The 15,837-nt window shown below is 37.7% G+C and carries 9 protein-coding genes; 4 read left to right on the top strand and 5 right to left on the bottom strand.

Annotated elements, in window-relative coordinates:
* Nucleotides 1–55: 55 nt before the first annotated feature.
* Entirely contained in the window at nt 56–1,594 is a 1,539-nt protein-coding gene (locus EGI22_RS00440; protein WP_255065583.1) for a thiol-activated cytolysin family protein, read from the top strand.
* A 432-nt stretch (nt 1,595–2,026) separates the two neighbouring features.
* Complete coding sequence (locus tag EGI22_RS00435; protein ID WP_255065582.1) at nt 2,027–6,064, top strand: 3-coathanger stack domain-containing protein; 4,038 nt, start codon at nt 2,027–2,029, stop codon at nt 6,062–6,064.
* 100 nt (nt 6,065–6,164) lie between these two features.
* Here EGI22_RS00435 and EGI22_RS00430 read toward each other — a convergent pair whose 3' ends face one another.
* A complete protein-coding gene (locus tag EGI22_RS00430; protein ID WP_255065580.1) occupies nt 6,165–8,033 on the bottom strand; it encodes a tetratricopeptide repeat protein in 1,869 nt (622 codons plus the stop codon).
* A gap of 180 nt (nt 8,034–8,213) precedes the next feature.
* Nucleotides 8,214–8,792, bottom strand: a complete 579-nt coding sequence (locus tag EGI22_RS00425; RefSeq protein ID WP_255065578.1) for a hypothetical protein — start codon at nt 8,790–8,792, stop codon at nt 8,214–8,216.
* Nucleotides 8,793–9,120: 328 nt separating this feature from the next.
* Here EGI22_RS00425 and EGI22_RS00420 point away from each other — a divergent pair, with 328 nt between their 5' ends.
* Nucleotides 9,121–10,743 carry a S41 family peptidase gene (locus EGI22_RS00420; RefSeq protein WP_255065577.1) on the top strand — a complete coding sequence of 541 codons (1,623 nt, stop codon included), beginning with the start codon at nt 9,121–9,123 and terminating at the stop codon, nt 10,741–10,743.
* Nucleotides 10,744–10,895: 152 nt separating this feature from the next.
* Here the strand turns inward: EGI22_RS00420 and EGI22_RS00415 are convergent, their stop codons facing one another.
* Both EGI22_RS00415 and EGI22_RS00410 read right to left on the bottom strand, forming a co-directional pair.
* Complete coding sequence (locus tag EGI22_RS00415; protein ID WP_255065576.1) at nt 10,896–11,399, bottom strand: hypothetical protein; 504 nt, start codon at nt 11,397–11,399, stop codon at nt 10,896–10,898.
* Nucleotides 11,400–11,558: 159 nt separating this feature from the next.
* On the bottom strand, nt 11,559–12,008 hold the full coding sequence (locus tag EGI22_RS00410) for a DUF4190 domain-containing protein (protein WP_255065574.1): 450 nt from the start codon (nt 12,006–12,008) through the stop codon (nt 11,559–11,561).
* Between the two features lie 107 nt (nt 12,009–12,115).
* On the opposite strand from EGI22_RS00410, the gene EGI22_RS00405 reads away from it, so the two are divergent.
* Complete coding sequence (locus tag EGI22_RS00405; RefSeq protein WP_255065573.1) at nt 12,116–13,660, top strand: amidase; 1,545 nt, start codon at nt 12,116–12,118, stop codon at nt 13,658–13,660.
* A 4-nt stretch (nt 13,661–13,664) separates the two neighbouring features.
* On the opposite strand, the gene EGI22_RS00400 is transcribed toward EGI22_RS00405, so the two are convergent.
* Entirely contained in the window at nt 13,665–15,725 is a 2,061-nt protein-coding gene (locus tag EGI22_RS00400) for a molybdopterin-dependent oxidoreductase (RefSeq protein ID WP_255065572.1), read from the bottom strand.
* Nucleotides 15,726–15,837: the final 112 nt, after the last annotated feature.

Here is a 15,837-nt window from a genome sequence, read left to right as displayed (position 1 = left end):
AAGCCCTCTACATCAATACTTTTGAACCTATTAATTCATTAAAAAAGTCTTGATTATGAAAACTACCTTTTACCGGCCTTGTTCTGCCTTGATTATCGGCCTTATGGCGTTTCTGCTAAACTCCTGCGATAAATTAGGCATAGATGCTGCACCTAAGCCCAATCCCGATGCTGCCGAAATCACGGATCTGATTTCTAATTTGACGTATGATCAGAATAAGCTGCTCAATGTAAATGATTTGGGAGGTACCCCTTCTAAACGTACCATGACCAAAAACTCCACTTCCAATAACGGCCCTAATCTGGGTATCATACAGTCTTGCGTTACCCAGGATTTCAACCTGAAAACTAATTTTGATGAAGTGGCCATTTTAAGACCTACAAATGGAATAGTTTGGCCGGGGGCTTTGGTTTTAGGTAACCAAAGCATGCTAGACGGACTGCCTGACCCTATTTCGCTGGATAGAAACCCGGTAAAACTTCGTATCGACCTGCCAGGTATTGGTGAAAACGGAAATTTGGAGATTAAAAAACCCACAAACTCCAGTGTGCAATCAGGTATCGATAATGCCCTCGAATGGTGGAATGCCAATGCCTATCAGGATGGTTATGTAAACGCCTCTAATTCATCTTACCAAAGCACTACTTCCTATTCGTCTAAACAAATGAGCATGGATATAGGCTTAAATATAGAATGGGCTACAGGCTCTGTCGCGTCTCAACTTAATTACGCCAGCAGTACCACCAAGCGGGTTGCTTCTATGGTTTATAAGCAAGTGTTTTATACCGTCACAATGGATACGCCCGAAACACCTGCGAGTGTATTTGGATCAAAGGTTTCTACCGCAGAAGTAGCGTCGGCCATAGGAGCGGAAGCACCACCGGCTTATGTAAATTCGGTTGCTTATGGCCGTATCATTATGTTCAGGATGGAAACTACCGATACCCGAACTTCAGTTGATCTGGACGCCGTTTTGAAATATGCCGCTGGTGTGAGTGGTACGGGCACTGTTAATTCTACTTACGATGCGGTTTTAAAGAATTCAAGCATTACGGTGGTAACTATCGGTGGAAATGCCGAAGTGGCCTCCGAAGCCGTAAACGCCACCGGACCGGGTTCTTTGAAAAAAATAATAACAGGTAAAAATGCGGTTTACAGCAGAAATAACCCCGGTGTACCAATAGCCTATACCATTCGATACCTGAAAGACAACACCTTTGCAAAATTGGGCTATACCACAGATTATAAAACAGTTACCTGTGGCGAAAATGCATACCAACACAAGAATGCATATGTAAAAAAGACAATTGACAACACGGTTCATTTTCGGTTCACATACAAAGAAAAAGGTACCCAAAATTTTAAAACAACGGGATGGACAGAAATCACCAAAAACAATATAAAAGTTGGTGCCAAACCACCTGCCGGTGCCCACGATGTCAGAATCCAGTTTGAAGCTTGGGATGTGGCCCATTGGAGCACGCTGGGAGAGCTTAATTTAGGCTATATTTCGAGTGACCATTGCTATGAGGCTTATTGTACCTCTTATTTTATTATTTGTACCTCCTGGAATATAAAATCGATTGGTTGTTAGCAAAAAGGGACTAAAAGTAAAACAAAACTTAATCTTTTGAAAAGATAAAGAATAGTCTGGTTCTTAAGGGCTATTCTAATTTTTCAAAACAATATTAGTCCGTCAATTTGACGTTTTTAGTTATTTTTTGTGAAAAATGAAAAGCAAAATATTGAAGAAAACTTGCGTAAAATTGCATCCAGGGCAAAGTTGATGGATGACCTGCAAAAGAAAGTAAGCCTATTGGAAAATAATTTGAATTTGTTTTTTAAAACTGCTTTAAAGGAAATAGAAAAGCAGGAAAATGACAGATAACAAAATGAATAAAAGGCCTTTTAAAAAATGCATTTCCATTTTGAAATTCCAGAAAGTGTTTCTTTTTAGAATTTAAAGTTTTTTATATTAAAATAATATTTTAAATTGTAAGTAACTGTTTACCAAACTATTGGCATTATGAAAACAAACATAATTTTGTTGTGCCTAATATTCTTACTTCAAGTCTTAAAAGGCGAAGCAAAAATCATTTATGTAAGCCAGGCTACATCGAGCACCCATAACGGTAGCAGTTGGACTTATGCTTACAATGATCTGCAGGATGCACTCACTACGGCTCAGTCTGGTGATACGGTATGGGTAGCTCAAGGTACTTATTTTCCTACCTCAGGTACTGACCGCACTTCCACGTTGCTCATCCCTGATAGCGTAAAGGTTTTCGGTGGCTTTGGAGGATTTGAGTCTCCGGATTTCAACTTAAATAATCGCAATTTTAATGTTTATGAAACCGTACTGAGTGGTGAAATTGGCGATACAACTACATTGGCGGACAATAGCTATCACGTGGTTCAGTTTGTACATGCAAGTTCTGAAACCGTTTTGGATGGATTCACAGTAAAAAAAGGATACGCCCAGGCACCATATACAGATATAACTCAAATTCTCGGTGGTGGCATTCATAACGATGGCCGCGGTTCAGGAATGAGCTCCAATCCGAAGATTATCAATTGCTTCTTCAAAGAAAATTCAGCAGCTACAGGTGGTGGACTTTATAACGATGCTCGATCGAGTGGCTTGGCTTCTCCGGATGTGATCAATTGCAAATTTTTCAATAACACCGCAGCAAATGGGGGAGCTGCTGCCAATAATGCCGACTCCGGTACTTCATCGCCAAGATACATCAATTGTGTGCTGGCTAATAATCAGGCAACAGCACTGTCTGGGACAGGAGGAGCAGTACTCAATTATGCCCGAAATGGTGGAATAATTCAATCAGAATACCTAAACTGTACATTTTATGGTAATACGGCGAGTTCGAATGGTCAGCATATCATGAATCAGAACGTGAATACCGGTGGCTCGGTGCTTGCCATAGTGGTGGTCAATTCTATTCTGGTTAATTCACCGCTAGGTCAAATGTTTGGTATTTCTACAAATGTCAGTTGCAAAGTATCATATACTCTAACGGACGAGCCTCAATGCACGAGTATGGGCTTAAATAGCCCTGATTGTCAGAGCGGGATGATTTATGCTGCGGACCCTCTTTTTGAAAACCCCCCCTTGGGTAGTTTCAGGCTTAACACCCTCTCTCCAGCTAAAAACATGGGCAGTGATATGGCCCTGGTATACGATACAGACCTTGATCTTAAAGACAGAAGAGTAGATGGACACGTGGATTTGGGAGCCTTCGAATCTCAAATACTTATCACCAAATATTTTGTGGATGCTAGTCAAAACGGGGGTTCGGGAGTTTATTGGAACGACGCCCTGCCTGACTTGCAAAAAGCGATCTATAAAGCAGATGCTGGTGATTCCATTTGGGTAGCACATGGAATCTATTTACCTACATCTAACGCCAATAGGAATATAGCCTTCCAAATACCAAATGGCGTGAAAATTTTTGGCGGTTTCCAAGGAAATGAAACAGAAACTTCTGATTTAGCAAAAAGAGATTTTAAGCTCAATGAAACCATACTAAGTGGAAATATAGGATCTTCGGGAACCGATACAGACAACTCGTACCATGTAGTTTATATCCAAAAGGCAGATTCCACCACGCTTCTCAATGGCCTTACGATTGCAGATGGAAACGCGGATCAGACAGACACCGAAAACTTTTTCGGAGCTGGGCTTTATAATAATGGTCAAGGGGCCGATACTGTTTCAAATCCCACTTTGGAACTTTGCGTTTTTAAAAACAACAAAGCTTACCGTGGTGGAGGTATCTACAATAACGGTAAAAACGAAGGACAAGCCAGTCCCTGGATTAGTCATTGCCGTTTTATAAGTAATACTGCTGTAGAGGGAGCAGGGGCATATAATAATGGATCAGGCAATGCCAAGAGCAATGTTACATTTTCTGATTGTGTTTTTGAAAACAACTTTACTTCATTTAATGGAGCCGCTATTTACAATTATGCCAACAATAGTGGTCAGGCCAATGCCTCTATAGACCGTTGTGTTTTTTCAGATAATGAGTCTTTATTTGATGGAGGAGCTATTTACAATCGTTCTGCTGATTTCAATTCTGAGTCAATATCTACCATAAAGAATTCACTTTTTGTTGGTAATCAAAGCACACAAGGCTCAAGTGGAGCTATTCATAACCTGGCCATCAATTATGCTGAAGCCTCTGCAAAAATTTATTCGTCTACATTTTATGGCAACTCCTCCTTCAATGTAGGGGCCATACTATTCAGTAACACCCAGCTCACGGATGCTATATCAAATAGCGAGATAGAAAATTGCATTTTTTATGGAAACGGCTCTGTTTATACGAGTACTTTATTCAGTGGTACGGTGGCTACGCTCAACATTTCAAATTCGTTGGTTTCAGAGCCAAATTGTGCTGCACTTTTTGATAACTTTTTAGGATTTTCCATGACTTGCGGCGGTGGAATGATTTATAACAGCAACCCACTTTTCAGAAATGCATCTCATGCGATAGGACCTGACAGCCTCTGGACTACATTAGATGATGGTTTACAGCTTAAGCCGGGAAGTCCTGCTTTAGAAAAAGTCTCTTTATTGCCCCTTCGCGACCTGAGTGGCAGGCATTTCAAACTTAAATCGGCCTTGGGTGCTTACGAGTATTTTGGTAGATTGTATGTCAGGCAGTCGGCGTCTGGAGAAAACAATGGAGAAAGCTGGCCCAATGCCTTTGTAGATTTACAAGATGCCCTGAAAGAAGCCGCAACGGGAGCGGAAGTTTGGGTGGCAGAAGGTACCTATAAGCCCACGCAAAGCCTTGATAGAACCCTGTCTTTTGTATTGCCTGATAGTGTAAAAATATATGGTGGATTTGCTGGAAATGAGCCTGAGAGTTTTAACCCAAAGCAAAGAAATTTTGCCAGCAATATTTCTGTTTTGAGTGGCGAAATTGGCATTCAAGGAAACCAGATAGATAATACATATCATGTGGTTTACAGCCAAAATGTAAGTCAAGAAACACTTTTGGATGGTTTTAATATAAAAAATGGGTATGCTGCAGGTACGGCAATGAATCTTAAAGGAGCGGGGTGGTTAAATGTGGCTTCTGGGCTCAATGCTATTTCAAGTCCTGAAATTAAAAACTGTGTTTTCCAAAACAATTACGCCATTAATGGTGAAGGAGCAGCAATCTGCAATTTTAGTGAAATGGGTGGCATCGGTAGTCCAAGAATTTCAGAATGTAACTTTTCAGCAAATACAAGTTATTACGGTGGTGCAGTGATAAATTATTCAAATGGCGGAAACAATTACCCACTTTTTGTCAATTGTAGTTTTTCTCAAAACTCGGGGACTTTCGGAGGGGCCATGGCTAATATTTCTAAAAATGGATCTGGTCAAACAAATTTTTTAAACTGTACTTTTTATTCAAATAGTGGAGGTTTTGGTGGGGCAATCTATAACGAAGCATACCTCGGCCAAACTGCCTTATGTTATGTGGCCAATTGTATTTTTAATGCTAATACGGCCAATAGTGTTATTCAACCTATTTATCAAAACAATGCTGACCTTGAAATTATGTTTTCACTGGTAGATGTATCCAGTTGTAGTGCTCTATACAGCGGAATCAACAGCTCGATCGTCAATTGCGGCCAGGGAATGATTTACAATCAAGATCCGCTATTCGTAAACACTTCCGATACCGATGGGCTTGATGATGTATTCGGCACAGCTGATGATGGCCTGAGGCTGCAAAATGGCTCCCCTGCCATCAATCAGGCGTCAAATATGAGTTTTAACACAGACCGAATCGGCCAAAAACACATCAATACGCCGGATTTGGGTGCTTATGAAAACCCTTGCCCTGAAATTCAAAACATCAGTTCAATTCCATCCATCACAAATCAAGTTATTTCAAAAGCAGCGGTGCAAACCATTCAAGCCAATAACCTCATAAACCCCACCTCGAATGTCTACTACTTGGCGGGCAATCATATTCTTTTAAGTCCGGGTTTTGAAGCCAAAAGCGGGAATGTGTTTGAGGCGGTGATTGAGGATGGGTGTCATTAAAAAAGGCGGATTCAAATTCCGAAGAAGCTCGCAAAACCCTTAAAAGAGAATAAGAAGCATTACCTAAAACTCGGGAAGCCAAAATTCCATAAAATTAAAACTACAATTCGCTTAAAAATGCATCAAAATCGGCATCCGCCTCCAAATTAAACTTCTTTTTTAAGCGATATTTTGATTTAGTCACACTCTCAGCTTGCACATTCAGCATACCTGCGATTTCTTTCGGGCTGAGTTTCATTTTAAGAAATGCCGCGAGACGAATTTCATTATCGGTGATATCAGGAGCCCGTTGCCTAAGCTTTAGGTCAAAATCATTATGAACTTCGGCAAAATGACTTTTAAATACCTCCCAATTGGCATCGGAGGTATTTTCTTGTTGCAAATCCTTTATAATTTTACCAATTTCTTTGGTATGCTCAGTAGTGGTTTTTCTAATTTCCTTCAGGTCTTCTTGTAAATCCTGAATCAAGGTATTTTTGTTGACCAAATGCAAGGTTTGACTAACCAGTTCTTTCTTTTTAAACTCCAACTCTTTTTGAACCAAAGCTTGCTTTTTCTCAAACTCAGCCCTATTTCTTTTATTACGCTGCCGGAATCCGAAATACAACAAACCCGAAATAAGTGATGCCGAAATCATACCACCCGCAAAAAGTGATTTTTGCAAATTTGACTTTTCTACTTCCAAAGCCAGGTTTTCAATTTCCGATTCTTTCTTTTCCGTATCAAAGATTATTCGGAGCTCTTCAATCTGCCTGGTTTTTGCCAGATTACTTACGCTATCTTGCCAAATGCTGTGTTTTTCAAAATCCTCTAAGGCACCTTGGTAATCGCCTTGTTTTTGTCGGCTTTTACCCCTTTTTTGATAGGCATAGCTTAAGCCTTCAATTACATTCTCCTGTTTAAAATAGGCCAGGCTTTCGGCAAACAATTGCTCCGCTTTTTCCTCCTGGTTTAGCCTGCTTAATGCTTCGGCTAATACTACCTGTTCATTGGCAATATCTAATTGATTTTCTTGCTCTTTCGATATTACTAGGCTTTTCTCAAGCAATTCAACTGCCTTTTTCAAATTGCCTTTTTTTAGTTCAATTTCCCCGTATTCGGCATAAATTCTACCCTTTGTTCCATCTATCTTATGCTTTTCGGAGTAAATCATAGCGGAATCCAGCATCAACCGAGCCTTTTCCAGATTCCCAATTTTCAAAGCGGATTCAGCTTCCGAATAATAAAGCTCAATCAAGAAATAGAAGTCTTTCTGCTTGAGGTAAATGGCTTTGGCAAAATCATAATATTTATACGCATCTTCGTAATGACTGAGTTGACTTTCAATATCACCCAGTGTGTAATAAGCATCGGCCAACCGCATCTCGGCATTGAGTTCTTTTAATCCCTTGATGCTTTTCAAAATATTCTCCAGTGCCAGTTTAAAATATCCCTTTCCCTGGTAACATACACCCAAATGCGTATAGCTAATTGCTAAGGTTAGCGAATCATTGGTTTTTTTTATTAATGGCAGCGTGCTTTCTATAATTTCCCGTGCCTGATCATATCGGCCGCTATCTAAATAACCCTGACCTATTCCGTTCAATGCCCTCACTTGTGCTCTGTAATCTTTTAGCTTCAATGCAATATCCAGGGCATTTCGATATGCCATTTCTGCAGAATCTGATTTGTACACCGTACTGTAATATACGCCAATCTGGTACCAGAGCATATTTTCACCTTTAGTGTATTTTAGTTTGGTGCTTAATGCCAGGCCTTCTCTGGCCAATTTCAGAGCCCTTTTCGCATCGTTATATATAAAAACATTGACCAGGTGATTTATGGTATGTACTTTACCGGTATCCGGTCTCGCATTTTTATAAGCGAGTAATAGGCTATCTTCTTTTCCATACAATTGGGCTTGAGGCTTAAAGGTTGATACAAAAAAGATGAAAATTAATATTGTAGTTTTTAAGGTCATGGTTTTCATTTTTTTATTAAGCATCTTTAAATGCTTAGTTCTCAGGCAAAAACCTCTCACAATTTAAATCTTTTTTTACGATTTGGGCAAATAATATTGTGATAAAAGATGAAATAAAAATCAATGAAATTGATTTTTTGAATTAAGTAAAAACATTTTGTTATTAAAAAAAGGGGGTAAATTGAATAATTAAATCGAAAAACCAATGCTCATCCCGAAAATATTGGTTGAGCCAGTTACTGGGTTCCAAGAGAAATTGCCAGATTTGTAGTTGGGTGTATATTGAAACTTTAAAAAGAGGACTTTCGGTTTTGGTGGAATGTCAAAAACAACCTGCTGCCTGATACCTATAATTCCTGATACTTGGTGACGAGGCTCAGAAATTCCGTAAAAAACGGGTGTATAAGCTAGGCCGACTTCTCCAAACCACTCTACTGATATTTTGGAAGGCGTAGCTTTGCATTTAAGTGAAACACGCTGCTTTACACGCCTTTTAAGATTATTTACCAAGAAATTTTCAGTAAGAGAAACAGGCAAAGAAACGCCGTTGTCCCTCCAGCCAAAACTATCCTTGTTTTTGGCACCAGGCACAAAACCCAATCCATATCTGATAGCCGTATAAGATCTTTTTTGACGGTTAACTGCATGTTCCATATTGAGTGAAACAATAGGACTAACAGCAAAAGTTTCCCCAAATATTGCGGTTTTGTACCTTGTTCTGTACCATATCTGAGCCATTCCATGCATAGGAAGCAACAAGAGAAGCATTAAAATGGGTTTCTTCACAAAAATATTATAGGTTACTAATAAAACTCAACCGCAAATTTAGGCGTTTAATATGTGGTTAATTGGTTATAAATTTCAAAAACGAATAAAAACTTACAACGAATCACAATTAAACATATTTTAATTTTGCTTTTTAAGAGGACGGGTTATTCTCTTAAATACTCTCGAAAGGTAAATATTTGTACTCAGAAATGAGATTTTGTGCCGTATTTTTTTTCGTAATCTGATTATATGGCCATTTAAAAGTATTTTAATAGATAAAAAATTAGGTACTTTGCGTTATCAAATATCTTATTTCAAATAATATTTAATGAATTACAATAACGATAAAAAATCAGTAATACTTCCAATAGCGGTGGCGGTTTCGATGATAGTAGGGATTTTGTTGGGAGCTACATTTTTTGGTAAAAAGACATTTGTTTCAAAAAGCCCCGGTTCTAATTCTATCTTTAAAGAAGTTTTGATGCACATCAACAAAAGCTACGTTGACGATGTGAGTATCGATTCATTGTCTACTTACGGAATCGAAAAAATGCTTGAAAAACTAGACCCACATACAGTTTTCATTCCTGCCTCTGATGCCGAATTGGTAAATGCAGACCTTCATGCGGGTTTTGATGGAATTGGCGTTGAATTCAATATTTTTAATGATTCGCTTTTTGTGGTTTCTCCTTTGGCCGGCGGCCCTTCAGAGGCAATTGGCATAAAAACCGGGGATATAATTTTAAAAGCAGATACGATAGACTTGGTTGGAAAAAAACTAAATTCTAATGTGGTTTTTAAAAGCTTAAGAGGTCCTCGAAACTCATTAGTGAAATTGACTATAAAGAGAAAAGGAACGGCTAAGCTTTTGACTTTCGATGTAAAAAGAGATAAAATTCCAACTTTTTCTATAGATGCCGCTTATTTGATGGCCGACAAAAAAACAGGCTATATAAAAGTTAATCGTTTTGCTGAAACTACCTATGATGAATTTAAAACGCATTTAGCCAAGTTAAAGTCTCAAGGAATGACCCAGTTGATGATTGACCTTAGAGGTAATCCTGGAGGTTATATGGATAAAGCTACAGACATGGTGGATGAATTGGTTGGCGGCAACGACGTTATAGTTTATACCAAAGGCAAAGACAGAGCGAATAATTATGAAGTAAAAGCTGGCAAAGCCGGAATATTTGAAAAAGGTAAAATTGTGGTTTTGGTAGACGAAGGCAGTGCCTCGGCTTCTGAAATCGTCAGCGGTTCATTGCAAGACCTTGACCGTGCAACTATAGTAGGGCGAAGGACATTTGGCAAAGGCTTGGTACAAGCACCTATTCAGCTTTCTGATGGTTCTGAGTTACGTTTAACTATCTCAAGGTATTATATTCCAAGCGGAAGAAGCATCCAAAAACCATATACGCTTGGACACTCTGATGAATACCGAGAGGATATGCACAAGCGATATACTAACAAAGAGCTTTTTGTGAAAGACAGTATAAAAATGAACGAAAAGCTAAAGTTTAAAACCAAAGGAGGAAGATTGGTGTATGGCGGAGGCGGAATAACACCAGATGTGTTTGTGCCGCAAGATACGAGCTATTATACCACTTATTTGGTGGAGCTTTTTGCTAAAAATATTTTTAGAGAATATGCACTGAACTATACTGTTCAAAACAAAGCAAAATTAGAGGCGATGGGTTTTGAAAACTATTTGAAAAACTTTCAGATTGATGAAAAAATGTTGGGAGAAATAAAACAAATAGCTTCCAAAAACAATGTGAAGTATTCAGAAGCTCAATATGCAAAGTCGAAAGATTTTATAAGAACACATCTGAAAGCCCTAATAGCAAGGAACGTTTGGAAAAACAACGAGAAAAACGGGTTAACCAATGAGTTTTATGAAGTTATTAACCTATCTGACGAGGTTATAAAGGCTGGAATGAAAAAGTTCTAAAGGCAAATTGATTTATTTTGGTAGTAGAGAACTTAATCAAATAAACATATTGAAATCTTTATTTTGAGGAGCATTCCGAAAATAAGATTCTTTAAAATTAGCTATTTTAGCAAAAAAGCGAAAAAATGTTTTTTGAGGCCAATTTTAAAAAACTATTTTGAAAACCGTCTCCAACCTAGATAAATTATAAAAAAGAGCAGTCCAAAGGCACCTATCAAATATTGAAACGGCAGAAAAGAAAAAACAAAGATTCTGATTTTTTCTAAAAACCACATTAAAAGCATAGTGGCAAAAAGGATAAACCAAAGTCCCGAGATACGGTCAAAGCCTGGAATGTAGTCTAATCTTACATTTTTTCTGATTAAAAAGATAGTAGCAAACATTACAACAATTGGAAAAATCTGAAGGTAGATATCCGTTTGCATGATATCTTGTCTTTGAAACAAGAAAAAATACACGTTCAGTGCCACAGCAAAAATCCCAGGAATGCTTACCAAATAGATCAATACTGCATAGAAATATTTCCAAAGTGAAAGGTGCCCTTTTCCAGAACTAATAAATCCTATAATGATTGTCAGAACGGGAATTGCCACAAAAAATGACAAAAGAATTATTGGGTGTTCACTTATTTTTTGAAAAAGCTCCTGTAAAGTCATATCCTGTTTTTTTTAACAAAATTAGTATAAATTATCATTTGACCGATTTTTTGGAAAAAAGATGAAATTTCAAAAAATGAGTTTAAAGGTTTTTTTACAAAACGGAACTAAAAGGTTTTGGAAAATTATACTTTTAGATTTTGGACTTCTTGGGAATTATTATCCACCAAAATTACTAAATATAATAATTACAAGTGCCACCAAAGCAGCAAGCCCAAGAGCATGTAAAATAGTCAGTATTATTCCAGCTTTTGCAAGTTTTTTACCCCTTTTGCCATTCTTTTTTATTTTACCTATGGCAATAATACTAAATATCAGGCCTACTAAACCAAAAAGTAAAGGACTGAAAATTAAAGATAAACTGCTTATTCCTAAAAGTTGAATTCCCCATGAAAGAATAGATGCAAGTGAAGAGGAGAAGCCAATTATTGAGGATATTTCATAAGGTTTTTTTATAGCTATTGTAGAGTCCTTTTTAGAAACTAAGTTTGACTGTACCGCAAGAATAGAATCCAATTTTGAATAATTATCAATCCGCGTATCAGAAGCGAAAGAAGTATTCCAAAAACCACACAAAAAAATAAACAAAAAGGCCGATTTGAGGTTCATAAAAGTTTAAATATTAATTAAAAGAAAGAATTTCTAACAAGATACTCATTCTCACAAAAAATCAGTAAAATTGTAGTACCTAAACTTATTAAAAGGTTTTAAAAATCATGAAACAAACTATTCAATTATTAACTATCGCAGTCCTTTTTTTCTGGACAATAAATACACAAGGTCAAAAATTTGATTTCGAAAAAGCTACTATAACATCAGTTGGGAAAGATATTAGAAGCAATCGAATTACTGTGGTTGAGCTAACCAAACTATATTTAAGCCGAATAGACTCTTTGAATCCGCTCGTTAATGCTATGTTGGTGATCAATCCTGAGGCTTTGGCTTTGGCAAGAAAAGCAGACCTAGAGCTAAAAGCAGGTCTGGACAGAGGCAAGTTACATGGAATACCTGTCATATTAAAAGACAATATTGATACCCACGATAAAATGCCAACAACGGCAGGTTCAAGGGCTTTGGCTGAGTCTATCGCTTTAAATGACGCCTTTATTGTGGAAAAACTAAGAGAAGCAGGAGCAATTATTATTGGAAAAGCCAATTTGAGCGAATGGGCAAATTTTCGTTCGAGCAAATCCTCTAGTGGATGGAGTGGGGTAGGGGGTCAAACCAATAATCCTTATAAACTAGATTGTAACCCATGTGGCTCAAGTGCGGGTTCTGGAGTAGCTATTTCTTCTGATTTCTGTTTGATAGCCATTGGTACTGAAACCAATGGCTCCATTGTTTGTCCTTCAAATGCAAATGGCGTGGTCGGAATTAAGCCAACTGTAGGTCTTTTAAGTCGATCGGGCATTATTCCAATATCTTATACGCAAGACACGCCTGGGCCCATGGCTCGAAACGTTACAGATGCAGCAATTTCTTTAGGTTTTATGACAGGTTTAGATTTAAAGGATAGCATCACAAAAGAGTCAGAAGGGAAATATTTTGAGGATTATACACAGTTTTTACAAAAGGATGGACTAAAAGGTAAAAGGATTGGTATTTTTCAGCCTCCATTAGGAAAAATGAAAAGTGTAGATAGTTTGTTTTTTAAAGCGGTAGACTATATGAAATCTCAGGGAGCTGAATTTGTAGATGTTTCAACATTGGGCACAAAAGATACAGGAAAAAGCTCATTTGAGGTTTTGCTATATGAGTTCAAGGATGGTTTAAATAAGTATTTTGCTGGTTTAAATCCCAATCAAAAAATTAAAAACATTGAAGATCTTTTTGCATTTAATGCATCAGACAATATAGAAACAGGGGTTTTTGATCAAAAACTCATTGAAAGTGCAATGAAAAAAGGCAACATTACTGAAAAAGAATATCTTGAAGCGAAAGCAAAAATGCACCAAGAAATGAGAGAAGAAGGAATAGATAAAGTAATGAATGAGCTTCAATTAGATGCAATAATAGCTCCTACGGGCAGCCCAGCATGGAAAACTGATTGGAAAAAGGGTGATACTTTCCATATAGGCAGTTCTTCTCCAGCAGCTATTGCGGGCTATCCAAACATTACGGTTCCGATGGGTTTTGTTGGCGAACTTCCCGTAAATATATCCTTCTTCGGTAGAGCATATTCCGAGCCTATTTTGTTGTCAATAGTTTATGCCTTTGAGCAAGGAACTATGCATCGTAAGTCGCCCAAATTTCTAAAGTAAAATCTTAAATACTTACGGAAACTCTTAAGGCACTAAATGCAGAGTTTCCCGTTAGTTTATCGATTACTTTTTCATCTGAAAGATCATTCAAACTTACGCCTGGATATTTTTCGGCTATTGACATTTTGGTGCCTTTTCTGTTATGTCCATAACCATGCGGAATGCTCACAACGCCAGACATAATATCTTCAGAGATTTCTACTGGCAATTGTACTTCACCCACACGGGATTTCACGGTAACTAAAGCATTTTCTGGGATCGCAAGCCTGTTTGCGTCATCGGGATTTATCAAAAGCGTACATCTGTTTTTACCTTTCATAAGTTTGGCGGAGTTGTGCATCCAAGAGTTATTATCTCTGAGGTGCCTTCTGCCTATCATCCAAAAAGTATTTTGACTTGAATTTAACATTTCAGTTTTCGATTCTTCCAAACGCTTAAGGTCATCCGCCAATAGCTCTGGGCAAAGGTTTATTTTTTGTTTGAGCCTTTCCGGCAAAAGCGGCTTTAAATCACCAAGATCTATGCCATGAGGGTTTTCCTTCAATTTCTCCATTGATAATTTGTAAGGACCATATTTTAAACCTAAATCAAGCTTAAACTCAGGGGGAATTACCGATTGGTTTTCTCCAATAAACACGTTTCTCAAATCCTGAAAAATCTCCCAGTCGTATTTTGCACCTTCTGTTTTTTCGAAAAGTGGAGGACTGTATTTTGAAGTATTTCTTACCGCCAAATTATGAAATGTTAAATCATAATGTGGGTTTTCAAGTCCTGTAGCAGGTGGCAATATCAAATCGGCGTGCCTTGTAGTTTCATTCAGATAAATATCAAAAGACACCATGAATTCCAACGATTCAAATGCCTTATCAAGCTGAATACCATTGGATGTGGATAACACAGGGTTTCCACAATTTGTAAACATCATCTTTATTTGCCCTTGACCTTCTGTCAACATTTCTTCTGCCAAAGCGGCAACTGGGAGCTCTCCTAAAAATTCAGGATATCCACTTACGCGACTTTTCCATCGTGCAAACCTATCTTTGGGTTTGGCTGGCCCCACAAAATCAATGGCAGGCAAAGTAAACATAGCTCCCCCTTTTTTGTCAAGATTACCCGACACTATGTTGATAACATTGATAAGCCATAAGCATATACCCCCAAAAGCTTGGGTAGAAACACCAACTCTGCCATAGCATACTGCGGAAGGTGCATCGGAGAATTCTTTGGCTAAAATTTGAATTTTCTCCATTGATATTCCCGTTAGGTCTTCTATTTCTTCAAGATTAAAGTTTAGAACTGAATTTTTCAATTCTTCTATTTTTTCTATGTATTCTGGAAAGGTTTTAGAAGGGTTGTTTTCTAAAATACATTTTAAAAATGCCAAAAGGAAATAGGCATCGGAATTAGGTTTTATGAATAAATGCTCGCTCGCCTGTTTGGCGGTTTCTGTTTTTCGTGGGTCTATTACTACGTATTTTCCGCTTTTTGATTTTATGGCCTCCAGTCTTTTGGCTACATCAGGTACGCTCATCATACTGCCATTTGAGGCCAATGGATTTCCGCCTATTATTAGCATATAATCTGTATGGTCAATGTCAGGCACAGGCAAAAGCATAGGGTGACCGTACATCAACCAAGACGCAAAATGATGCGGCAATTGATCCGTTGAAGTAGCCGTAAACATGTTATGGGTTTTTATCAACTTGAAAAAATCAGGAGCAAACATCGTGGTACCCAAATTATGGATAGTTGGATTGCCTTGATAAATGCCTACGGCGTCTCTTCCATATTTCTCTTGAATTTCTTTGGTTTTAGAAACTACCATCTCATAAGCTGCTTCCCATGAAATTCTTTCCCAACCATTTTCAGTCTTTTTTATAGGAAACTTCAAGCGGTCTGGGTCTAAATAAATATCTTTAAGACCATTTGCTTTTGGACAAATGTGTCCTCTGCTAAAAGCATCTTCTTGGTCTCCTTCTATTTTAATAATTTCATTATTGGCATAGGTGATTTTTAATCCACACATAGCCTCACAAAGATTGCAAGTTCTGAAATGCGTTTCCATTGATTTTTAGGTTGATAGTGAAGCAAATTAGTGAAATTAAATCTTTAAACAAAAATAGAAACATAACCGTAAAGTTTTCTGTAACTTCATGTTTCTTATTCAACCTTTTATA

The sequence above is a fragment of the Lacihabitans sp. LS3-19 genome (assembly GCF_024343575.1).
Classification (GTDB): Bacteria; Bacteroidota; Bacteroidia; order Cytophagales; family Spirosomataceae; genus Leadbetterella.
This window is presented reverse-complemented; position numbering and strand designations above follow the sequence as displayed.